At 33.1% G+C, this 25230-nt stretch carries 18 protein-coding genes; 4 read left to right on the forward strand and 14 right to left on the reverse strand.

Going from position 1 to position 25230, the window contains the following annotated elements; translation table 11 throughout:
- Positions 1-52: 52 nt before the first annotated feature.
- Positions 53-355: a hypothetical protein gene (locus AC4FQ3_RS10000; protein WP_491181750.1), complete on the reverse strand. Its 303-nt coding sequence runs from the start codon at positions 353-355 to the stop codon at positions 53-55.
- A gap of 324 nt (positions 356-679) precedes the next feature.
- Positions 680-952 (reverse strand): hypothetical protein, encoded by a 273-nt coding sequence (locus AC4FQ3_RS10005; RefSeq protein ID WP_491181751.1) that lies wholly within the window; start codon positions 950-952, stop codon positions 680-682.
- Between the two features lie 469 nt (positions 953-1421).
- Between AC4FQ3_RS10005 and AC4FQ3_RS10010 the strand changes: the two genes are divergently transcribed.
- Together AC4FQ3_RS10010 and AC4FQ3_RS10015 are read left to right on the forward strand one after the other, a co-directional pair.
- Entirely contained in the window at positions 1422-2714 is a 1293-nt protein-coding gene (locus tag AC4FQ3_RS10010; protein ID WP_302093855.1) for an aminopeptidase P family protein, read from the forward strand.
- 6 nt (positions 2715-2720) lie between these two features.
- On the forward strand, positions 2721-3620 hold the full coding sequence (locus AC4FQ3_RS10015; protein WP_491181752.1) for an alpha/beta fold hydrolase: 900 nt from the start codon (positions 2721-2723) through the stop codon (positions 3618-3620).
- A gap of 54 nt (positions 3621-3674) precedes the next feature.
- Here the strand turns inward: AC4FQ3_RS10015 and AC4FQ3_RS10020 are convergent, their stop codons facing one another.
- A complete protein-coding gene (locus AC4FQ3_RS10020) occupies positions 3675-4193 on the reverse strand; it encodes a ferritin (RefSeq protein ID WP_042565527.1) in 519 nt (172 codons plus the stop codon).
- Between the two features lie 88 nt (positions 4194-4281).
- Positions 4282-4638 carry a hypothetical protein gene (locus AC4FQ3_RS10025; RefSeq protein WP_491181753.1) on the reverse strand — a complete coding sequence of 119 codons (357 nt, stop codon included), beginning with the start codon at positions 4636-4638 and terminating at the stop codon, positions 4282-4284.
- A 178-nt stretch (positions 4639-4816) separates the two neighbouring features.
- Here AC4FQ3_RS10025 and AC4FQ3_RS10030 point away from each other — a divergent pair, with 178 nt between their 5' ends.
- Positions 4817-5620 (forward strand): TIGR00266 family protein, encoded by an 804-nt coding sequence (locus AC4FQ3_RS10030; RefSeq protein ID WP_491181754.1) that lies wholly within the window; start codon positions 4817-4819, stop codon positions 5618-5620.
- A gap of 176 nt (positions 5621-5796) precedes the next feature.
- On the forward strand, positions 5797-6576 hold the full coding sequence (locus AC4FQ3_RS10035) for an alpha/beta fold hydrolase (protein ID WP_491181755.1): 780 nt from the start codon (positions 5797-5799) through the stop codon (positions 6574-6576).
- Positions 6577-6664: 88 nt separating this feature from the next.
- On the opposite strand, the gene AC4FQ3_RS10040 is transcribed toward AC4FQ3_RS10035, so the two are convergent.
- The 10 genes from AC4FQ3_RS10040 to recO form a co-directional block, all read right to left on the reverse strand.
- Entirely contained in the window at positions 6665-9430 is a 2766-nt protein-coding gene (locus tag AC4FQ3_RS10040; protein WP_491181756.1) for a PD-(D/E)XK nuclease family protein, read from the reverse strand.
- Positions 9431-9493: 63 nt separating this feature from the next.
- On the reverse strand, positions 9494-10957 hold the full coding sequence (locus AC4FQ3_RS10045) for an OmpA family protein (protein WP_491181757.1): 1464 nt from the start codon (positions 10955-10957) through the stop codon (positions 9494-9496).
- A gap of 112 nt (positions 10958-11069) precedes the next feature.
- Positions 11070-12263 carry a glycine C-acetyltransferase gene (gene kbl / locus AC4FQ3_RS10050; RefSeq protein WP_491181758.1) on the reverse strand — a complete coding sequence of 398 codons (1194 nt, stop codon included), beginning with the start codon at positions 12261-12263 and terminating at the stop codon, positions 11070-11072.
- Between the two features lie 70 nt (positions 12264-12333).
- Positions 12334-15492 (reverse strand): UvrD-helicase domain-containing protein, encoded by a 3159-nt coding sequence (locus AC4FQ3_RS10055; protein ID WP_491181759.1) that lies wholly within the window; start codon positions 15490-15492, stop codon positions 12334-12336.
- A gap of 185 nt (positions 15493-15677) precedes the next feature.
- On the reverse strand, positions 15678-16274 hold the full coding sequence (locus AC4FQ3_RS10060) for a lipoprotein signal peptidase (protein ID WP_491181760.1): 597 nt from the start codon (positions 16272-16274) through the stop codon (positions 15678-15680).
- 188 nt (positions 16275-16462) lie between these two features.
- The gene (locus tag AC4FQ3_RS10065) at positions 16463-16843 is read right to left on the reverse strand and encodes a TraR/DksA family transcriptional regulator (RefSeq protein ID WP_026983623.1); all 381 of its coding nucleotides are present in this window, start codon (positions 16841-16843) and stop codon (positions 16463-16465) included.
- Positions 16844-16853: 10 nt separating this feature from the next.
- Positions 16854-20255 carry an isoleucine--tRNA ligase gene (ileS, locus tag AC4FQ3_RS10070; RefSeq protein WP_491181761.1) on the reverse strand — a complete coding sequence of 1134 codons (3402 nt, stop codon included), beginning with the start codon at positions 20253-20255 and terminating at the stop codon, positions 16854-16856.
- A gap of 201 nt (positions 20256-20456) precedes the next feature.
- Positions 20457-22376, reverse strand: coding sequence for a hypothetical protein (locus AC4FQ3_RS10075; RefSeq protein ID WP_491181762.1), 1920 nt, complete (start codon positions 22374-22376; stop codon positions 20457-20459).
- Between the two features lie 54 nt (positions 22377-22430).
- Complete coding sequence (locus AC4FQ3_RS10080; RefSeq protein ID WP_042565517.1) at positions 22431-24323, reverse strand: outer membrane protein assembly factor BamB family protein; 1893 nt, start codon at positions 24321-24323, stop codon at positions 22431-22433.
- Between the two features lie 89 nt (positions 24324-24412).
- Complete coding sequence (gene recO, locus AC4FQ3_RS10085) at positions 24413-25126, reverse strand: DNA repair protein RecO (RefSeq protein WP_073397502.1); 714 nt, start codon at positions 25124-25126, stop codon at positions 24413-24415.
- Positions 25127-25230: the final 104 nt, after the last annotated feature.

The following is a 25230-nucleotide window of genomic DNA, read 5'->3' on the forward strand; positions in this document are numbered from 1 at the left end:
TCATTACATCTTAAAAATACGGATAATCTAATTATAAATCACACTTTCTAATTTATGTATATTGAGTAAAATAACAAGTGACTTTAGATATTGGTTCAAAAAAAACATAAAGATCTCCTCCGCAAAAATTTAGTTTATCAAAATAATCTTTATTCCAATCGCTTTCAGCAATAATGTTAGAGCTTTTCATTTTTGAACCATTATTCAATTGACATAAAAACTTCATTTTTCTTCCAGATTTTGGACACGTAGGAATATATTGTCCTTGCATCCAATTTGGTATACCTGAATCTATATTGCCTGAGTATTCGACACTTTGTTTAAAATCAAATCTTAGTTCTTCAAAAATTATCATTGAATCTTTATTAACTTCATTAAAAGATGTATCATAAACTTCAACATCTTCTAAATTTAAAATTACCGGGAATGAACTGTCTGAATAGTCAAGGAAAATTTCTTCAAAATTTAAATAAATGGGACAAGTTAAATGAAGTTTAAATGGTAACCAATTAAACTTAACATCTTCATTATTAATAAATCCTAAATATTGAAAAGGAACACAGCAATTATTAATTGGATATTTAAATTCATTCGAAAAATCACCTCCTAATTGATGAAATCCATTTGGGTTTTCCTGAAATTTCAGAATATAATTAACTTTAAAAGCTGGAAATTTATACTAGATTTCATCAGATTGTAGCTGTCGCTCTTTAACACGAGAATAAACAGCCAATCCTTTCATTTCTTCATAATATTGATATGCTTTTAAAGGTTTTTCATTTTCAAAAACTAATTCGATTCCTCTTCCCAACCCTATCAATGTTTCTTTATCAGTGATTTGGGTCTCAATTATATCTTCATAATATTTCTCTCCATTAAAACGAATTAATGTTTCTGCAATGTAAATCGATTTTCGTTTATTTAGAATTCTATTTATTATTTTTTGAATCATTAATTTAAATTTTATTCATTTTTCTTAAGACGACAATATACAAATTCCCACAATTCAAAACTCATTTCATAAACAACAAACTTCTTATAAAACCCAGGTTTGCGTGAGGGATTGAGGCGGTATCCTTTTATGAAGTGAAACGGAATAAAAGATATAGCCGAAAGCCCGGCCCGGAGGGACACGCCCATATTAAGATTCTAAGGTTTTGAGAGGCTAAGTTGCTGAGTTTTTTTTCACTCGCGAATCGGCAAAGATTGGCTATATTGTTTGCGGAGTGTGATTTCTCCTCCGTCGAAATGACAAGACTTTGCGCTTATAAATTTTTGTTTAAAAAATTGGTAAAAAACTTTGTGCCTTAGTGCCTTCGCGGCAAAACCAAAAACAAATAAGAAAACTTTAATAATTCAATTTTGCGATACATCTTCAAAAATCACTAATTTTGAATTTCGAAGTTCAAAAATCAATTTTTATGAAATATCATCAAATAAACAGCGCTCTTTTTGTAAAAAATCGCAGAAAATTCACGGCAGAAATGAAACCTAACAGTGTTGCCGTTTTCAACTCAAATGACATTTATCCAATTAGTGCAGATAGTACTTTGCCATTTGCACAACACAGAGATATTTTTTATCTGAGCGGTGTAGATCAGGAAGAAAGTATTTTGCTTTTGTTTCCGGATGCGCCGTATGAAAACCAAAAAGAGATTCTTTTCCTGAAAGAAACTAGCGAACATATCGCAATTTGGGAAGGCGAGAAACTGACTAAAGAACGTGCTTTTCAGGTTTCTGGAATCAGAACTGTTTATTGGTTACAGGATTTTCATAAAGTTTTGAACGAAATGATGACATATGCCGACACAATGTACATTAACACTAATGAACATTACCGCGCAACTGTTGAAACAGAAACACGCGAGGCTCGTTTTGTAAAATGGTGGAAAGAGCGGTATCCGGCGCACAATGTGGCAAAAAGCAACCCAATTTTACAGCGCATTCGTTCTGTAAAAGAAAGCGAAGAAATCGATTTGATTCAGCAAGCTTGTGATATTACCGAGAAAGGTTTCCGCAGATTGCTTTCGTTTGTAAAACCAAATGTTACGGAATATGAAATTGAAGCCGAATTGGCTCACGAGTTCATCCGCAACCGTTCTAAAGGTTTTGCTTACACGCCAATTATTGCTTCTGGAAATAATGCAAATGTTTTGCATTACATCGAAAATAATCAGCAATGTAAAGCTGGAGATTTAATTTTATTGGATGTTGCTGCAGAATATGCAAATTATTCAAGTGACATGACAAGAACGATTCCGGTTTCGGGAAGATTTTCTGATCGTCAAAAAGCGGTTTACAATGCGGTTTTGAGAGTTAAAAATGAAGCTACAAAAATGCTGGCTCCAGGAACTCTTTGGAAACAATATCATATTGAAGTGGGTAAAATCATGACTTCAGAATTATTAGGTTTAGGTTTAATTGACAAAGCCGATGTTCAAAACGAAAACCCTGATTGGCCAGCTTACAAAAAATATTTCATGCACGGAACTTCTCACCACATGGGACTTGACACGCACGATTACGGATTACTTCATGAACCAATGAAAGCCAACATGGTTTTTACGGTTGAACCGGGAATTTATATTCCGGCTGAAGGTTTCGGAATTCGTTTAGAGGATAATCTTGTGGTTCAGGAAAAAGGAGAACCTTTTAACCTTATGCGTAATATTCCGGTTGAAGTGGATGAAATCGAGAGCTTGATGAATTCTTAATTCACAATGAAAAAGATTTTTTTACTTGGTTTTTTATTCTTTTTGGGAAACATTTTTTCTCAAACAGAAGGCTATGCAGTTAACGCTGATGGAACCAAAACCTTTTACAAAACTTTCGGGAAAGGCACACCGCTTTTAATTATAAACGGCGGTCCGGGAATGAACAGCAATGGTTTTGAAGATATGGCGAAAACTTTGGGCGAAAATCAGCAAACAATTATTTACGATCAAAGGGGTACCGGAAAATCGAAACTTTCAAAATTAGATTCTAAAAGTATTTCGATGAAAATAATGGCTGATGATGTTGAGTCGTTAAGAAAGCATCTTAAAATTAAAAAATGGAATATTCTGGGGCATTCTTTCGGCGGAATGTTAGGTTCTTATTATGCTAGTGTTTATCCAAATAGTATCGATAAATTGATTTTATCATCATCTGGTGGCGTAGATTTGACTTTATTAAAAAGTCCGAATTTAATTGAAGCCGGTTTAAGTAAAGCTGAAAAGGATTCTCTGGATTACTGGAATGATAAAATCGAAAAAGGCGACACATCTTACAAAGCAAGACTCGGCCGCGGAAAAGCTATGGCTCCGGCTTATGTTTACGATCGGAAATTTGTTTCCATAATTGCCGAAAGGTTAACACAAGGAAATTCTACAATAAATGGCTTGTTATGGTCTGATATGCAGAAAATGAATTTTGATTGCAAAGACAAGCTAAAAAGCTTCAAAAATCCGGTTTTAATTATTCAGGGAAAAGAAGATATCATTAGCAATGAAATTGGAGAAATTGGTCATAAAGCGTATCCAAATTCGAAACTTATTTTATTGGAGCATTCTAAACATTACGGATGGCTCGATGCAAGAGATAAATATTTCTCGGATATTAATTCATTTTTAAAATCATAAAAATCAAAAAGCCCTTAATAAATATTAAGGGCTTTTAATTTTATAAATGTTTATTTATCCAATTTTTGAAATTTGAAGATCCAATTGAAATTTGCCGTCAGCTTCGTTTCCGTTAATCAATTCAAAAAGCTCTAAAGCTCTTCTTGCGTTCTTCTCTTCTTCTCTTTGCTCAGCTACATACCACATCATAAAATCTTCTGTAGCATAATCATTCTCAGCTCTACATTTTGCAATTACTTTATTGATTGCCTGAGTAACTGCAATTTCGTTTTGCAAAGCAATTTCAAATACTTCCCTAAAAGAAGCAAATTCTTGCTGTACTTCTGGAACAGATGGTGTAATTGCAATCCCTCCCATATCTGTAATGAATTTAAAAATTTTTAGAAAATGTTCTCTCTCTTCTTCAGCCTGCTTATACAAGTACGATGCTGTATTGGCATAACCATTTCTATCCAGCCATGCAGCCATAGCTAAATATTTATTAGAAGCGTCACTTTCTATTTTTGCTTGTAAATTCAATATATTTTCTATTCCTTCAACTAATGAAGTACTTGTTCTTAGTAAATCTTTCATAATCTTCAATTTTTATACATGTAAAATTACAAAATTAAAGACGACAACTGTAAATACCTGAAAATTTGGATTTAATCTAAGTAAGAATCTAAATAAGCTCGACGTTGACAGTATTACAAAGCAACGAATGTAAAGTAAGGGTAAATTTAGTTCCGTTTAATAAATCTCTCAACTGCACTATTTCGCAGATCGTAAGATTTCTGGAAAAATTTCTTTTGGTAGTTTCAATCAATTGTGCATCTGACTGATCAGACAAGTCATAAAGCATATTGAGAATGTCAACGCTATTAACCTTTCTTTGAAAAATCAAAAAATCATGAATTTTATAGCTTGACACTGTATCAACAAAATTGATAATTATACTATTAGTCAAATCACATTGATAACTGTATCCTTTTTCGGTTTCAAATAATACTTTGGTGGTCAAATCACTAACTAATCCCATTCTGATAAAATATAATAATGGTGCAAAAATATAGAATTTAAAGCAATAAAAAATATAATTAAGACTAATTTAAAATAACAAAATCATTTAATGTACTTAAAAACAGCTGAAGTCTCTCAAATATTGTAACATTCTACAGTATTATTAGTCTAATTTTAAAAACAAAAAATTAGAAATTATGCAAGCGCACGAAATAGATTATCAGATTTTTGGAGAAGAAATGCAGTACGTTGAAATTGAACTAGACCCTCAGGAAATTGTAATTGCCGAGGCTGGGAGCTTTATGATGATGGAAAACAACATCCAGATGGAAACTATATTTGGAGACGGTTCTCAACAACAAGGTTCAGGTTTGTTTGGCAAACTTTTAAACGCAGGTAAAAGAGTTCTTACTGGTGAAAGTTTGTTTATGACGGCTTTTTTAAATCAAGGAAATAGCAAAAGCAAAGTTTCGTTTGCATCCCCATATCCCGGAAAAATCCTTCCGATTGATTTAACTCAATTTCAAGGTAAATTTATCTGTCAAAAAAGTTCCTTTTTATGTGCTGCCAAAGGTGTTTCTGTCGGAATAGAATTCTCTCAGAAATTAGGACGCGGATTATTTGGTGGAGAAGGTTTCATTATGCAAAAAATAGAAGGAGATGGAATGGCTTTTGTCCATTCTGGTGGAACAATGGCAAAAAAAGAACTAGCGGCAGGTGAGGTCTTAAAAGTGGATACGGGTTGTATTATTGGTTTTACCAAAGATGTCGATTATGACATTGAATTTATAGGCGGAATTAAAAACTCTATCTTTGGAGGAGAAGGTTTGTTTTATGCAACCTTAAAAGGCCCTGGTGTTGTTTACATACAATCTTTACCATTTAGCAGATTAGCTGACAGAATCATTGCATCGGCACCGAGATCAGGTGGAAATGACCGTGACGAAGGAAGCTTGCTAGGCGGAATCGGGAATCTTTTGGATGGCGATAATCGCTTTTAAATTAATACGATTTACAAACGGCTTTCAGAAATGAAAGCCGTTTTTTTTATTTCAAAACAATTTATACTATAATAAAAATGATATCACTATCGAATAAATATTAACTCAAAAGCATATATGTTTCTTACACAGCCTATGCTTTCTTATATTTGTACTTTAAAATTTAAATTATCATTTTGAAAAATATCCTATATAAAAACACCAAAATATCCTTTACTGATTCTGGCGAAGGGACAGCAATTATATTTCTTCACGGCTTTTTGGAAAACAAAAAAATGTGGAAGGATTATGTTGCTCTTTTCTCAAAAAAATATCGTGTAATTACCATCGATTTATTAGGTCACGGCGAAACAGAGTGTCTGGGCTATGTACATGAAATGGAAGAAAATGCAAACGCTGTTAACCAGGTTTTAGAACATTTAAATATCGAAAAAGCGATTATTGTTGGTCATTCTATGGGCGGTTATGTTGGTTTGGCTTTCGCCGAATTATACCCGGAAAAGATCCAGAAATTGGTTTTATTGAATTCTACTTCGAAAGAAGACAGCGCCGAGAAAAAATTAAACAGAACACGGGCCATTAAAGCGGTAAAACAGAATTATGTAAATTTTGTTAGCCTTGCAATTGCAAATTTATTCAGTGAAAACAACAGAACGCGTTTTGCTTCTGAAATTGAAAAAGCAAAAGTACAAGCTTTAAAAACGCCTTTGCAAGGAATTGTAGCTTCGCTTGAAGGAATGAAAATAAGAAAAGACAGAGAGACTCTTTTACAAAAAAATCTTTTTCCGGTTTTACTCGTTTTAGGCAAGAAAGATCCCGTTCTAAATTATGAGGAAAGCCTTGCCCAAATCGAAGATACAACCGTAGAACTTGTTTCTTTTGAAGACGGGCACATGAGTCATATCGAAAATAAGGAAGAGTTAGAAATTGTACTGTCTGATTTTTTCAATAAATAAAAATCAAGAAAAGCTGTTCCAATAGTATTGGAACAGCTTTTTTCTTATTAGTACAGCTTAAAATCAAATCAATAATTTCAAAAACTGTTTAAGGGATTTTTTCTTCGAAAGGAATGTCAATATCAAAAATCTCGTTTAAAAGCAAAGCTATTTGTTCTAAATAATTATTGAGAATTTCCGGAGTTATTGTAATAGTAAGTTCCTTATCTTCCTTAAAACCAAAAGGGAGAAATCCGGATTTTAGATTTTTAAACGAAATAATTCCAACTTCAATCGGAATATCTTTCATTTCATTTTCAAACATAAACGCATAAGCCAAAACCTGGATAATTTTGTCGTTTTTAAGCTCTTCTGTCAATCCATTCCACGATTTCAGTATAACGTTTGTTTTTTCTACTTTTCCGGTCTTATAATCAATAATTCGTATTTTTCCGTTACGCAATTCAATTCTATCGACATTTCCTTTAATTAAAACCGGGAAAGGCAAACTCGGATGATTGAATTCACGACCAAAAGTTTGTTCTAAAGCAATAATCTGAACGGCATCTCCATTTTGAATTGATTCTAATTCCATTCTCAGAAAATTTGAAACATTTCGTTTTGCAACTTCAAAAGCCAGAAGATTACGACCTTTTTTAATTTCACCTTCTTTATAAACTAATTTGAACTGCTTTAAAACTTCATTATCCAATAATTTAAAGCAATTTGAAATATCTGTCTCTGAAATAAATTTACCAATAAATGGCTCGTATAATGTTTTTAAAGTCTCGTGAATTATAGTTCCAAGAGTATTTAGAGCAATATTTTCCTCAACTTCTTCGACTTCTCGAATCCGCAGAATTTTTTGAAAATAGAAATCAATCGGATTTCGAATATAACTTGTTAAAGCCGAAGGAGAAAAACCCGTCAAAGCAATTTCTTTTAAACGCTCCATTACTGCCTCAGACTTTGGTACCACCATCGGTTGATATGCCGTTGTAGGCAAAGCAGGATTATAAATATCAAAAGTAAGATTGTGCTTCGGTTGTTTTTCAACTTCCAATTGCGTGATAAAACGACTGCGTTCACCGGCATCCAAACCGTCGTTTTCGGTATTATATATAAGATAAATGTTTTTGGCCCTTTGCAATAAATGGTAAAAATGATAGGTATAAATAGCGTCTTTTTCTTTAAATGTTGGCAAACCTAACTCTTTCTTGACATCATAAGGAATAAATGAATTCTGGGATTTCCCGGCAGGAAATTTCCCTTCGTTCATAGAAGTTACGATAACTGTATCGAAATCTAAAACACGACTTTCCAGAACCCCCATAATCTGCAGTCCCCGAAGCGGTTCGCCTTCAAAAGAAACCTCTGCAACGTCTATAACTTGTTTGTAAATGGCATACAAAGTATCAATATTATCAATATGGTGATGTTTAGAATAATAATTAATCAATTTGTTGATTACCTTAAAGATTGCATAAACAAAAGCTTTAGCAATTTTCTCTTCTTCATTATCGTTGCTAAAATTTTCTTTTATCAAAAGCAAAAGTGCCGAAATATTCTCCAAAACAGCAACTGCACCACTTTCCCATTTTTGAAACAATAGCTGAAATAAAGCCGTAGAGTTAGATCCAAGTTCAATAAGTCTGCTATGGGTTATAAAAGTGTAATTATTCTCTTTAATAATCTTTACTAAATTGTTTGCATTTGCATAAGGCTCAACCAATGGATGTGTTAAAACATCAAGTACATCTTTATAATAAAACACATAGCTCTCCCCTTTTCTGAAAAGCGCATTAGTATGCATCTTAAACAATTTTGCAATTAATATTTGCGATGGATTATTTTTACCCGAATAACCCATTGTTATATTTAATGCTCCAACCGAAGATGGCAAAGCATACAAAACCGGCATTAATAAATTTTCTTCACCTAAAACAATTGCAACTTTGTCAAGAGATGTTTCTGGCATTTCCTTTATTATGCTATCTATGATATTACCAGCCAATTTAGCCTGCCCAATAGTCTTGGGAGTTCCAATTACCTGAATGTTTTTAGATTGAGAAAAATCATCTACAATCCACTCAAAAGGATTTGATTTATAATATTTCCAGTTCTCTTTAAAACGTCTTACAAATAAACCAGCATCATGATATGGATCATTTAAAAAAGTTTGATCAGCATCCCAATAAATTTTAGCCTGATCAAGAGCTAAAAGATGCTGTACAATTTTTTCTTCAGCTGCATTCAAAGCATTAAAACCCGCAAATACAAAAACACGATTTGAAATAGTATTCGAAAAATGATTTAGATTATTAACTGCTTCGCGATAAATTAAACCTTGATAACCAATTGCTTTATTTAATAAATGATCATACAATGAATTGTAATAAAGCGGAAGAAGTTTCCAGAAATCAATGTAATTTTCTAAAAGCTTAGTTTTATTTTCAACTTCGATTCCCCATTTTTTAATGTCTTCAATATCTTTCAGGTAAGATAAAACATGAGATGGCTCTAATAAATAACGATCGATTTCATTAAAATCCTGTAAAAGAGTTTTGGCCCAATTAGCAAACAATTCAAACGACTGTTGATTTTGTTTTTCTGTTACAGAAAGATAAACTTCATAAAACTCAAACAAAAGCTCAATAGAGTCAACAGATCTGATTGATGCCACATCCTGAACAAATTCTTCAATACTAATAATTTCAGGAGAAAGAATGGTGTGCTTAGTTTCTTTTTTGAGAGCTTCTATTAAAAAAACTTTTGCTCTTTTATTTGGGAGAATAATAGTAGTTTCCGCCAATTTAGCCGAATAGTTCTGAATTATAACATTAGCTATTTTTTCGAGAAAAGAAGAATTTATCATTTGATAAAAATAAAAAAAGCCATTCAATTAAGAATGGCTTTTCTACATTATTTACAAAGTAAATTATAGTTTACCTTGGTATTTAGAACCAATGTGTCTAATTTCAGTTCTTCTGTTTTGTGCTTTACCTGCAGCAGTTTTGTTACTTGCAACTGGTTGAGACTCACCGAAACCTTTAGATACTAAGTTATCAACATTTACTCCTCTTTCGATCAAAGCGTTCATAACAGCAGCAGCTCTCTCTTCAGAAAGTTTTTGGTTCAATTTATCAGAACCATCGCTATCTGTGTGACCTTCAATAGAGAATTTCGCGTTTGGATAGTTTTTAAGAATTTCTTTGATAGCATCTAATCTAGCTGGAGTTTCTTTGTCTCCTGTTTTGAAAGTAGCTTTACCTGAGTTGAAGTAGATTGCTCTAGCTTGAACTTTAAGATCTTCTAAAGCTTCAGAAGTAACTTCTGGACAACCTCTGTTAGAAGCAGGACCGTAAACTGTAGGACAATCATCATCTTTGTCTAAAACACCATCTTTATCAGCGTCTAAGAAAGGACAACCACCATTTTCTTTAGGACCAGCAACTGTAGGACATTTGTCATCTTTGTCAGCGATACCATCACCGTCAGCATCTGGACAACCTTTTAAAGCAGCTAAACCAGCAACATCTGGACAAGCATCATCTTTATCAGCAATTCCGTCTCCGTCAGTATCAGGACATCCGTTTAATGCAGCTAAACCAAATACATCTGGACAAGCATCACTAGCGTCAACAATTCCGTCTCCGTCAGTATCAGGACATCCGTTGAATTGTTTTAAACCTGCAACATCTGGACAAGCATCATCTTTATCGTAGATTCCGTCTCCGTCAGTATCTTTACCTCCAAATTTGAAGATAAGACCTGCAGTGTGTTGAAAGTGAGATGGAGCATCTGGAACACCAGCAGCATCTTGTCTATCTCCACTAACTGCCCATTTGTATTTTGAAGCAAGTTCAAGACCAATAGCATCTGTAAACCAGAAAGTAACTCCAGCACCTGGATTTACTGTTCCGTAGCTACTATCACCAAAGAAAGTATAACCTCCACCAACAGATAACGAAGGATCAATTACTTTAGATTTGATTAATTCCTGGAAGCTATATTTAATAGTAGCATCAATTCCATAATACATCAAATCACCAGGATTACTAACAACGTTACCTCTCGTATCATGCCCTGGAGCAGTTGGAAGAAAAGTAACATATTTGTCAATTTTGTTTACTGATCCTTGTAAACCTACAGAGAAACCACTCCCTACGTATCTAGACACACCAATGTAAGATAAAGAAGGAAGAATATTCCAGTTGTCTTTTACAGCAAATGGCTGCGAAAAATGTTGATCAAAGAACCCACTTCCAGCACCAGAACTGGTTCTAGTGTCTACGGCATTAACTCCAAAAGAGATAGCCCATGGATTGTTACTGTCTTGCGCGTGAGAAGTTAACCCCATCACCATCATCACAGCAACTAAAAGTTTGTTAAGATGTTTCATACTTAATTTTTTTAATTACAATTTAGTTAATTACAGACAAAAGTAACACCAAATTTTTTAAATACAAAATGAAATGTTAAAAAAAACCTACAAAAATTATTTAAAATGGGAATTATATAACTTTTAACATTTTTCCTACTGATATAAACGCATTTATTGCTTTATCCAAATGTTCTTTAGTATGAGCAGCCGATAACTGAACTCTAATTCTTGCTTTTTCTTTTGGAACAACCGGAAAGAAAAACCCAATTACGTAAACTCCTTCTTTCAAAAGCTCATTAGCCATTGTCTGTGATAACTTTGCATCATATAACATAACAGGTACTATAGCAGAATCACCATCTATAATATCAAAACCGGCTTTCTTCATACCTTCTTTGAAATAGTTGGTATTCCATTCTAATTTATCTCTTAAGGAAGTATCTTTCTCTAGTAACTCAAAAACTTTAATCGAAGCTCCAACAATTGCCGGAGCAAGTGAATTTGAAAACAAATAAGGACGTGAGCGCTGACGTAGCAATTCGATAATTTCTTTCTTCGCAGTAGTGTATCCTCCCATCGCACCACCTAATGCTTTACCTAGAGTTCCAGTGATAATATCGACTCTGCCCATTACACCTTTTGCTTCAAGAGTTCCTTTTCCTGTTGCACCAATAAATCCGGCAGCGTGGCATTCGTCAACCATTACCATTGCATCATATTTATCTGCCAAATCGCAAATTTTATCCAAAGGCGCCACAAGACCATCCATTGAGAAAACACCATCGGTAACAATTAATTTAAAACGGGCACCAGCTTCATTGGCTTTAATTAATTGTTGTTCCAAATCTTCCATATTGCTATTTTCATAACGATATCGAGCCGCTTTACACAAGCGTACACCATCTATAATAGAAGCATGATTTAAACTATCAGAAATAATAGCATCATTTTCTCCCAATAAAGGCTCAAAAACCCCACCGTTAGCATCAAATGCTGCTGCATAAAGAATCGTATCTTCGGTACCATAAAATTCTGCAATCTTTTTTTCCAATGTTTTATGAATATCCTGTGTACCGCATATAAAACGTACAGACGACATTCCGAAACCATGTGTATCCATCGCGTCTTTTGCAGCCTGAACAACATCCGGATGCGAAGAAAGTCCTAAATAATTATTGGCACAAAAATTCAAAACTTTTTCTCCTGTCGAAATTGTAATTTCTGCATCTTGTGCAGATGTTATAATTCTTTCTTTTTTGAAAATCCCGTTTTCTTCAATTGTCTGCAGCTCACTTTGCAGATACTCTTTAATTTTACCGTACATTTTAATATATTTAATATGTTAAAAATTAACAAGTTAACCTCATTAAACTCTTAACACCTGATTAATTTTATCACAAATTTACCACATCGATTTCGGTTCCGATGTACACTAATGCCCTTTTTAACACTTTGTATCCTAAATCCTCAATTGCATCCTGGTATTCTTGAATTTGCTGTGTGTATTTTGAATTTATTGCTCCGGTTTTATAATCCAACAAATATGCTTCTTTGTTTTGGGTTAAAACGATTCGGTCCGGCTTTAAAATCTTCCCTTCTTTTTGTACGATTGTCTGTTCGTTCAGAATTTTATTTTTTCCATCAAAACAAATATTCAATTCAGGATGATTTACTATTTCCAGAAGTGTCTGCAAAACCTTTTCGGACTGATCAAAATTTATCAAACCATTTTCTAATGCTTTTGTCACCGCCAAATCAACATCTGATTTATCTTTTATAAAAGCTAAAATCTCATGAACTATATTCCCATAAGATATAGCCTCCTGTTGATGTGTTCCCCACATTAAGGATTCTCTTTGTGCAATTTTTATATTTTTAGGATTTAAAACTTCTGAAACAACAGGAATAGTTTTAACCAAATTTAATACTTCACCTGAAATGGAAAGTCTTTTTCTATCTCCAAATTCGTATTCTAATTTTTCCGAATCATAAACTCCTTTGTGTATCAAATATTTAATAAAGAAAGAGGCCATATTATTCGGAAATTCTCCATCCTTTTTCTCGTTTAAGGATTGGGATATCACATATAGTTGCTCCTCGGCACGAGTTAATGCGACATACAAGACATTAATATTATCCAGTAATTCTTCTTGTTTTTTCAGATTAAAAACCGCCGAAGCACTTTCGCCAAAACCTTCAACTGCACTGCTATTATCTATCAAAGCTTTTGGAACGCCTAAATCAGCATCTTCGGCATCAAGCCATAATTTATCTTTTGGTTTTCTACTATAATCTTCTTCTGCAAAGGGCATAATTACGACAGGAAACTCCAAACCTTTTGATTTATGGATAGTCATAATTCGAACAGCGTTATTTCCTTCCGGAGATGGGATACTGAATTTGTGTGCATTTTTATCCCAATAACCCAGAAAATCAGCAATTCCGGCTTGGTTTCGAATATCACGTTCCAAAACAATATCCAGAAAATATTGCACATAAGCATTTCCTTCTGAAGGAAGAACAAATTTAGAAATGATAATCTCTACACCTTCGTACAGTGATTTTTTTCGAATATCTTCAAATGAAAGCGAAACATCAAACGATAAAAGCCATTTTTCGAAATCATTTTCAAATCTTTGAGCCATTCCCTGTGCGATAAAATCATGAATTGGCATTTCAATTTCTTTCGTATTTCCTAAAAAATGCAGGAAGTTAGCTTTTGCCTCCAGATCTATACTATTGTTAAGATATTTTAGCAGATGGACAATCAAACGAACTTCTGTCGCGTTTTGAATCATCAACGTTTCTGATGACAAAAGCGGAATATTTTGTTCTGTTAAATAATTTGCAATCGCAATTCCCTGATCTCTTTTTCGGGTCAAAATCACAATATCCCGATATTCAAAACCTTCACGAAGAACATTCTGAATTGTGTTTAAAGTTGCCAGAACATACAGATCTGATTTTTCAACAACATCTTCCTCATCTGCAAAATCACTTTTTTCAATTATTGGAAGGAAAGAAATATTCACATAACCGCCTTTTTTAGAATTTGAATTCTGAAAACTATGATTCTCGTACAAATCCTTATAATCTTCATTAGAAAATTCAGTCGAAATCAATTTAAAAAAAGCATTATTAAAATCAATTACTTCACTATAACTTCGGTAATTTGTATCTAAATGCTTGATTAACTTATCCGGGTTATTGAAGGGATTTACATCTTTACTTAATTCAATAAACTGCTCTGCTTTTCCTCCGCGCCAGCGATAAATGGATTGTTTAGGGTCTCCAACAATCATTAGCGTTCCCTTATTTCCTAAATCATCCTGGCCAGAAAGTGCATTGTCAATTAACGGAATTAAATTTTGCCATTGCATCTCTGAAGTATCCTGAAATTCATCTATAAAAAAATGACGATAACGCTCCCCCAAACGCTCATAAATAAAAGGCGCTGGCTGATTTTGGATTTCGCGATGAATTATGGCATTGAATTCTGAAATTGATAAAATATTTTGTTCTGATTGTATTTTGGCCAGTTCATTACTAACGGTATTTAGCAATGAAAGTGGCGTAATATTTTTTAAGAATGCTTTATAAAAATCTCTTTTTTCAAAGTTTTTATAAACCTTATCCAGAGATTGAAGCAACTCAGGAATTATATTTTCAATTAATGTTCTGTCTTTAGCTGTTTTATTAATGGCAATATCATCAAACTCATGAAATGTTTTATTTCTCGGATTGAATTTTCCATCGCGAATACTTTCTAAATGATTTGGAAAAGTTCCTCTTGAAAATGATTTCAAATCAATTCCGTTTTTCTCAATTAACGAAAGAAGCTCCAAAGCATAATCAGCATTTTCTTTTTCTAAATCGCCACATAAAACCGACATTTTCTTTTTGATGGCGACAAATTCTTCAATTGAAGTATCATGAAAATGCGAAATTTCATTTCGATTATTTTCATTGAGAACTAATCTTCCTGTTTCAAGAATTTCACGCGAAACATCCCAACTTTTATCATCATCGGTTTTTTCCATCGTAAAATCGATCAATAATTTTGTCAGTGTTTCATCCTGGCCGGCTTGAGCAATAATTGCATCTACAGCTTCAACCAATAAATTTTCGGTATCCAAAGTAACCTCAAATGTCATTGGCAAATTAAGATCATGAGCAAAAGCACGAATTACTTTGTGCGTAAATTTATCTATGGTAGAAATATCAAAAGCAGCATAATTATGAATTAAGTGCTTTATAATATTTTGAGATTTTGTTTTGATTTTAATTATAGAAAGTCCTGTTTCACGAGACAAATCTTCCATTAAATCCATGGCTTTCGCCGAAGGTGTATCTTTTGTAAATTCAGACAAACTGCCAACAATACGGCTTTTCATTTCGTGAACCGCCTTATTCGTAAAAGTTATTGCCAGAATATTACGATAAGCGTCATTTTTTGGGGATGAAAGGATAATTTTCAGATATTCTCTAACCAAAGTATAGGTCTTTCCCGAACCGGCAGATGCATCATATATAGAGAAAGACGGACTTTGCATAAGTTTGGTTTTAATATTGTAAAAATAGGATATTAATATTAAAAACAAATCCAAAAAAAATCAAATTCGAAATTCAAACAACTATGTAGTAAACACAAAATCCAATAATAAAAATTCCAAATCCCAATATCTGTATGTAATTAATACTTCAAATTTTGGAATTTGGAATTTGATTTTTTTGAAATTTAATTTTTTGGAAATGCTCTTTTATTGAAAACAAGCAAAATACCTACTCCTGTAGAAATCGCCATATCGGCAACATTAAAAATAGCATTAAAAAACATAAAGTGTTTACCTCCAAAAAATGGCAGCCAGGCTGGAAGATTTCCTTCCCAGATAGGAAAATAAAACATATCGACTACTAAACCATGAAACCATGTTCCGTATGGTTGTGGAGAAAAAAGTGTTGCTAAATTATTTGTGCTGTCATCAAAAATAACTCCGTAAAAAACAGAATCTAAAATGTTTCCGGCAGCTCCGGCAAAAATCAATGCGATGGAAACGATCAAATAAGTGGAGTGACGTTTTTTAATAGAATCTGCCAACCAATATCCGATTCCAAAAACTGCAAAAATTCTGAAAACAGTTAAAATTAGCTTTCCGTATTCGCCAGGAATTTTTGTTCCCCATGCCATTCCTTCGTTTTCAATGAAATGGATTTTAAACCAATTAAAAACTTCAACTTCTTCGCCTAAAATAAAATTGGTTTTTACATAGATTTTCGAGATCTGATCAACAAGTAAAACTAAAAATATGAGGAAATACGCTTTTCGTAATGACATTTTATGATTTTTTGATGCGCAAAAGTAACAATTTAATCAAAAAAAACCCTCATTACGAAACGTTAATTCTTTCATATTAAAACGAATTAAACAAAGTCTGATCTCTTTTTTCAAGGCAGACTTCTCCCAAAAGCAATTTTACTTTATATAATAATAAAAAACGCCCCTAAAAGGAGCGTTATTATATATTATCGTTGTAGATTTTTTGCTTCGATACTCATTGTTGCATGAGGTACGATTTTCAGCCTTTCTTTGCTGATCAGTTTACCTGTTACTTTACAAATACCGTATGTTTTATTTTCTACACGGAATAAAGCATTTTTAAGGTCACGGATGAATTTTTCCTGTCTGATAGCCAACTGCGAGTTCGCTTCTTTGGACATTGTTTCACTTCCTTCTTCAAATGCTTTAAAAGTTGGTGAAGTATCATCTGTTCCGTTATTCAAATCATTCATGTAAGCACTTTTTATTAAATCCAGATCGGCTTGTGCTTTTTGTATTTTATTTTGAATTATTTCTTTGAACTCTGCTAAATCAGCGTCAGAGTATCTTGTAATTTCATCTATCATGGTATTTCTATTATTTTGAAATTAATATCACTGTTTTAATATCATCAAACTCAATTTCTGTGCCGTTTTCTAAAGCGTCTACAAAAACCAAATCGTCTGTTAATGTCTCAGACTTAATATAGTCTTCATTTTTCAAAATTGCTTCTTCTAAAAGACCGCTTCTTTGTATTTGAACTTTAATTTTATCAGTAACTTCAAATCCTGAATCTTTACGGATATTCTGAATTCTGTTTACTAATTCTCTCGCGATTCCTTCGTTTTTCAATTCTTCAGAGATTGTAATATCAAGCGCAACTGTAATTCCGTTTGAATTTGCAACCAGCCATCCTTCGATATCCTGAGATGTTATTTCGACATCTTCTAATGATAAAGTTACGTTATTTCCAGCAATAACAATATCTAGCGTTCCCTGCTTGTCCAATTCATTGATCTGATCTGCAGAAAAAGCTTGTATCTCCTTAGAAATCAATCCCATATCTTTTCCAAAACGGGGTCCTAAAGCTTTAAAATTAGGTTTAATCTGTTTTACCAAAATTCCTGAATCATCATCTAAAAGCAGGATTTCTTTTACATTTACCTCTGCCTTTACTAAGTCAGAAATAGCTAGAATTTCAGCTCTTTGATTCTCGTCAAGTACTGGAATCATTACCTTTTGCAAAGGTTGACGCACTTTTATCATTTCCTTTTTACGCAGTGAAAGAACCAAAGATGAGATAGTTTGCGCTTTCTGCATTTTGCTTTCCAACGTTTTATTAACAAAGTTTTCGACAAATTTTGGGAATTCTGCCAAGTGAACACTGCTATATTGCTCAGTTTGCGTCGAACTTGTTAAATCACGGTACAATTTGTCCATGAAAAAAGGAGCGATTGGAGCGCTTAATTTACTGATCGTTAACAAACAAGTATAAAGCGTTTGATAAGCTGCAATTTTATCGTGAGCATATTCGCCTTTCCAGAAGCGACGACGACATAAACGAACGTACCAGTTACTTAAGTTTTCCTGAACAAAGTCAGAAATCGCTCTTGCTGCTTTTGTTGGCTCATAATCTTCATAACATTCGTCAACAAATTTTATTAATGTATGCAATTCAGATATAATCCATTGATCTATTTCAGGTCTTTCGTTTAACGGAATTTCCGCTTCAGCGTATTTAAACCCATCGATATTGGCATATAACGAAAAGAATGAATAAGTGTTGTATAATGTTCCGAAGAATTTACGACGCACCTCAGCAATTCCCTCAATATCAAATTTTAAGTTATCCCACGGATTTGCGTTTGAGATCATGTACCAACGTGTGGCATCAGGACCGTATTCTGCAATTGTTTCAAAAGGATCTGTCGCGTTTCCTAAACGTTTCGACATTTTTTGTCCGTTTTTATCCAGAACCAAACCATTCGAAACTACATTTTTATAAGCTACTTTATCAAAAACTAAAGTTCCGATTGCGTGCAGCGTGTAAAACCATCCACGAGTCTGATCGACACCTTCTGCAATGAAATTTGCAGGAAAATCTTTGTTCTCGTCGATTTTGTCTTTGTTTTCAAAAGGATAATGCCATTGTGCATAAGGCATTGCTCCAGAATCGAACCAAACATCAATTAAATCACTTTCGCGTTTCATTGGTTTTCCTGAAGCCGAAACTAACGTAATTTCATCAACTACATTTTTGTGTAAATCGATTAAATCATAGTTTGACTCAGACATGTTTCCGATTTCAAAACCTTTAAACGGATTTTCTTTTTGAAAACCTGCTTCGATAGATTTCTCGATCGCATTGTATAATTCTTCAACAGAACCAATAAGAACTTCTTCTTTTTTATCTTCTGTTCTCCAAATTGGCAACGGAATTCCCCAATATCTAGAACGAGATAAGTTCCAGTCGTTGGCATTTTTTAACCAATTTCCAAAACGTCCTTCACCAGTAGACTTAGGTTTCCAGTTGATAGTTTCGTTCAGGTCGAACATTCTATCTTTTACATCGGTTACTTTAATAAACCATGAATCTAGTGGATAATATAACAACGGTTCATCAGTTCTCCAACTGTGTGGATAACTATGTACGTATTTTTCAACCTTAAAGGCTTTATTTTCTTCTTTTAATCGAATCGCAATTTCAACATCAACAGAACGCTCTGGCGCCTGACCTGCATCATAATATTCGTTTTTCACATATTTACCGGCCAATTCTCCTAAATGCGAAGTGAATTTTCCTTGCAAATCTACTAAAGGAACTGCAGTTCCGTTTTCGTCTAAAACTAACATTGGCGGTACTTCAGGAGTTGCTTCTTTTGCTACTTTAGCATCATCAGCACCAAAAGTTGGAGCTGTATGTACAATTCCTGTTCCGTCTTCTGTAGTTACGAAATCTCCGGCGATTACTCTAAATGCATTTTCAGCATTTTGATAAGGTAATACGTAAGGTAATAATTGCTCGTAACGAATTTCAACTAAATCAATTCCTTTCGCTTCCGCTAAAATTTTATACGGAAGTTGTTTGTCGCCATTTTTTACCTTTTCGAAATCAGCATCGTCTTCGCTTGCAAAAAATCCTTTTCCGAATTGTTTTCCAACTAAATTTTTAGCCAAAACAACATTTACAGGTTCAAAAGTATATTGATTGAAAGTTTTTACTAAAACATAATCGATTTTTGGACCAACTGTTAAAGCAGTATTCGAAGGCAATGTCCAAGGCGTTGTCGTCCATGCCAAAATGTGAATATCTCCAAAACCTTGTAAAAACGAAGGCAATGTTTCCGGTAAAGTTTTGAATTGTGCTACAATCGTAGTATCTGTAACATCTCTATAAGCTCCAGGCTGGTTTACTTCGTGAGAAGACAATCCTGTTCCTGCTTTTGGAGAATAAGGCTGAATGGTGTATCCTTTGTACAACAAACCTTTATCATAGATTTGTTTCAAAAGCCACCAAACCGATTCCATATATTTTGGTTTATAAGTTACATACGGATCTTCCATATCTACCCAATACCCCATTTTTTCGGTCAAATCATTCCATACGTCGGTATAACGCATTACGGTTTTTTTACACGCTTCGTTATATTCTTCGATAGAAATTGTTTTACCAATATCTTCTTTTGTAATTCCTAATTCTTTTTCGGTACCCAATTCTACAGGTAATCCGTGTGTATCCCAACCTGCTTTTCTTTTTACCTGAAAACCTTTTTGAGTTTTATATCTGCAAAAAATATCCTTAATTGCGCGTGCCATCACGTGGTGAATTCCCGGTAATCCGTTTGCTGAAGGCGGACCTTCAAAAAACACATAAGGCTCTGCGCCTTCGCGGGTTGTTACACTTTTTTCAAATATATTTTCTTTCTTCCAAAAATCAAGAACTTCTGACGCTACTGTTGGCAAGTCAAGTCCTTTGTATTCAGTAAATTTTGTACTCATTTTATCCTTTTCTTAAACGAGGTGCGAAAGTAAGAAATTTTGAATTATTGACCGCCAATTTCTTGAAATTTCACAAACTTTTGTTGAGATAATAAATACAAAAACAAAAGAATCGATTAGTTTCTGGTATTATTCTCAAAACTTTGAGCAAATAAACCAAAAACTAATCGATTCTAAATATCCGTAACAGGATGGTAACAATTATTTAAATCCGCCGAAATATACTTCTTTCATAAAAATTCGATTTCCAAAAACAGGATTAATTTCAATCTTCTCCCTTTGTTCCTGAAAAATCGTTTCTCCGTTAAAATCTTCAATTTCATAATTGATTTTGTACGGAATTTTTCCAGAATTTAATGCTGCAACCGGACGATAATCTCCAAAAAGTTTTTTCTCGAAAAAGCTCTTGTTTCCGTTATCAAATTCAGTTTTTTCGGTAGAAACGATATTGAAATTTTCTTTATCAATAAAAACGTGATAATCTGTTTTAGGAATTGTTCTGTTTCCCGTACTTAATGTTTTCTCAAAATAATTCAAATGATAACACATTCTTCCTTCGTACATTTCATCTTGCAGAACTTCAAAATTATTCCACAAATCAAGTCTTAGATCTGTAAGGAAATTTATTAAGTCTACATTTTTAGACAAATTGCCAAAATCATACGGTGTTAATTTTGTCCATTTTGCATTTAATCCGCTTTCGCGATCGTCATGGCTCCAGGCTTCGGCTCCATTAACGATTTCATAATAGCTTTCGGGCATTTTTTTTCTAAGAAGATAATTCGAGTTCGTTGCCCATTTTTCTTCTGTTTGAGATACATTATTTCCTTCAATTTTTAATTTCGAAAACAAATGTGCTTTTTCGACTTTTTTTAAGGTTTCACTTCCTCCTAAATTAGCAATCACTTTTGAGAGTAAATTAGCATTTAGCTGATACGGAATAGAATCAAGCATATTAAATCTTTGCATCCTTGCTTTCTCTACGCTTGCTTCTCTGTTTGCTTTTTCAACTTCCCATTCTGCTTCTTGTTGTGATATTTTTTCAAAAAAAGCTAATCTTTTTTCTTCTTTTTCCTCGGCAATTTTAACACCTAATTTTTTAAGATCGGCAAAACGGGTGGTATGGCTTCTTATTTTTTTATCAGCAAAATAACCATTATTTACTTTTTTAATAATCGAAGATCCTCTTGAATCCTGTTTGTCATTCTCGACAAGTAAATTGGCATATGTTAATGCTTTTTCTTTGTTTTCAAGTAAAAAATAAGTCTCAGCCAAATTGTTGGTTACAATAAAGCGGATGTTTTCGTTTGCAGGCGAAGGAGGATATTTAACCAGCAAGCTTTCCAGATATTGCAAATGTGGTGTCAACAACTTTTCATCTAAACCTTTTTCCAGGGTCACTTTTTCCATCTGAGCCGTTATTTCGTTCTCAAATGCCAACATTTGGTTGTATTCAGAATGTCCTTTAGAAGTTACAAATTCAAATTTTATTTTGGCTTCGTCTACATAATAAGCCAATTTATAATTTAGAAAATTCTGAATTCTGTCGACAGAACTAAAAATGATATGATCTATCCCTAATTCTTCTGCTGTATAATCACCGTCTTTTTCAGCTTGTGCACTTCTTTTATTACTTAGCTCAACAGCAAGTTTCACCTTACCTTTTTCGTACATACCTCCAACTATATGTGATTCCGTACTATTAAAATCCTGAGTAAATAAAATTTTATCTCCACACTTAGCATCCACTTTTATTCTTACATCATAATTAGAATAAACCTGAAATTCCCAGCTATTTCTTTTTTTATCAAATGTACTATCTACTTTCGTTGCATTGAACTTAGGCAACGCAACGGTCAAGAAAATTTTTAGTTTTCCGTTTGCAGGATCTTTTATAAAACCATCTATGTGAAAATATTTTTTCTTTAAAATAATCTCCTCTTGAATCAACTCTTTATCCATTTGATAAAAAGTGGTTTGCGTTAGAGCATTATCAAGAACAGGAAATTCTGAATATTTAATTACGGGTATATAAAATTTCTTCTTTTTTGAATTTATTTTTTCTTGTGCCTGAATTGAGGTAATTACAAGCAGAATAATAAAGAGTAAAGTTTTTTTCATAGGCAAAAAAAAAGCCATCAGAAGTAAATCCTGATGGCTTTTATATGTTTATTATTATTTCTTATTGAAGATTTGAATAGACTTGTCTGAAACATAAAAAATGTTTTGTGTCGCAGGATCTATTTCATAAAGTGGTTTGTTGTTGTTGAAGATAATTTTGTCAACTTCAACTCCGTCAGCTTTATTCACTTTAACTAATATTTTTTCTCCTGTATCTGCTTTTGCAAAAATATAAGAGTAATCTCTGTTTTGTTTCATTGCGTTGAAACGTTTGTCAAATTTAGCCGCTACCAATCCCAAAGCTGCTGAACCAGCTGCCATATCTCTTGATTGTTTCATTTTTGATGAATTCTCTTCTCTAACAACAGTAGATCTCATGTTACCGTTAGAATCACGATATGTCATTGTTAATTCAGAACCTTGTATAGCACTTACTCCAGAACCAATTCCTAAACCAATACTTCCTGCAATTGCAGCACTTTTAAGTAAACGTCTTGTTCCTTCGCCTGGTTGTGTGTATACGTGGTGGTATTTTACAGTTCCGTCCAGATTAACTCCCATTACTTCTACTGGCCCGGAAAGAACAACTCCCCAAGGGAATAATTCGATACTGTTTAATTCTTTTTCTTTTTTGATGTTTACTTTAGCAAACGGCTCTGGCTTATCGCTGATGCTTGGGTCAAATTTGTATAATTTTTCGTCGTTGTAAACTAAATACGAATTTGTTGCTTCGTCGTAAGTTGGTAAAACCGGACGGCTTTTATCAAAATTGATGTTACGTTTCCAAAGTTTAATTCCGGTTTTGTAATCAACCATGTTTCCGTAAGTACCAGTTAAGTACATTACTTTTTCACCTACTTTACCTAAGTAATAAATTGGATCTTCTTTGTCATCAGAAATTTCGATGAATTTTTTCCAAAGTTTTTCTCCGTCTTTATTGATTAGCATCATTTCATTTTCTGCAACATACAAGAAATCCTGATCGATAGGAATTACTCTTTTCAATCCATCTCCACGTGCATCTTTTTTCCAGATTTTTTCTCCTGTTTTTAAATCAAAAAAGTTAAAACCACTATTATGAGCCACTAATAACTTTGTTCCCCAATCTTCTAAATAAACAACTTGTTTTGTTTTGATAGATTCTTTCCAGATACTTTTTCCGTCATCTGTGCTTAAAACATTTAAATATTGTTTGTTAGAAAATAAACCTGCAGCGTTCACTACAACAATATTTTTATCGTTTTGTGTTTCATAGAATTTTGTATATTCTTCAGCTGCTTTCCAGTTTAATTTTCCAGTTTCTTTATCAAAAGAATATAAATTACCGTAAAGTAAATAATAAACAGTATTTCCGTGAATTTTTGCTTTGTTGGTATTAGCAGATAATTTCAAAGAAAAACTAATCATTGCTTTTGCTTTGTCAACAGTTGTAGTCCATTTAAGTTCTCCTGTAGCCATATCCAATAAAGCAATTGCCATATCTCCGTCTTTTTTCAAAGTAAGAAGATATTCATTAGTTTCAGGAATAAAATCTGATTGAAATACCCAGAAAGATTCTTTAGAAGAGTTGTAAACAACTTTTCCTGTATCTGTATTGATAATTAAATACTTTGAATTGATATAAGCTTCAACATAAGGACTTCCCGAAACAGTTGTTAAGTCTCTTTTGTCTTTGAACATGTTTCCAAAATCTGGATCAGTTAATATATCTTTAGACGTAATTGTTCCAAAATCTTCTTTAGTTAAAGTCCAGACAACTTTTTTTGTTTCAGGATCTAAACCTTTTACAGTTCCACCTTCTTTAAAAACAACAATTCCTGTTATTTCGTTTTGAACAATATCCTGTACACTGTTCTCTGTTGTGATTATTTCATCGTATTTTCTTTGAGCAGTCGCCGAAAAGGCAACTAAGAAAAGCAAAATAATCGAAAAAGTAATTTTCTTCATAGTTGTTAGCTTATAAAATTAATAAATTAAGTATGGGCAAATTTTTGATCTCACTAATCGTTTGCGAATATATATAAATTATACTTTAATTAAGAAAAAATTTCCCTCAAAACATCTAGCGATTTTGGCCTCTTAAATCCCTCTAAATGAAAACTATAATACTCAATTAAGACTTTTAGTAAGACTTGTCTTTCAACCACATGAAATACCCTTTGATCGTTGTCAAATTTTAGGTCAATTAATTTTTTAAACAGATTTGTTTCATGCTCCGTTAAGGCATTTATTCCATGAAAAAGTGTAAAAACGCCATCGTTCATTTCAAAAAAAGGCAAATCAATTTCGGAAACATCCGGATAAAAACCCAAATATTTTGTTGCCTCTAAAAGTAGGATTAAATGAAAATTGGAAACTTCGTCGTGATGGTCAAACCAGATTAAAGCGCTTTCTAAAAATTCAAAAAGTGATTCGTTTTTTTCTTCTTCCTGAATAGAATGATGCAGCATTTCTGAAAGAAACATTACAATAGTACTTTTTACAATGTCAGTATGAATGGTTTGAAAAGGAACTGCCGTTTTTATTTCTTTTAAATTCTCAAGCGTGCCTTTGTTCTTATGAACAGCTTCAATCTCTAAAATCGAAAATGGCTGGAAATAAGCAATCTTCTGACTGGTTTTTCGATTTGAAAAAGCGTCACGCACAAAATAAGATTTCAGTCCGCTTGAAAGTGTAAAACATTTTACGATCAAACTTTTTTCCTGAAATTTTAATGCTGAGATAACAATTGCTTTGGTTTTGACTAACAACTTTTAATTTAGATTTTAGATTATTAGACTTCTTAGATATTAGACTTTTGATTGTAGTCATTAATTAGATTATTTAGTCCAAATAATTATCTAATTATCTCCAT

It is taken from the genome of Flavobacterium sp. AK-345, assembly GCF_058310175.1.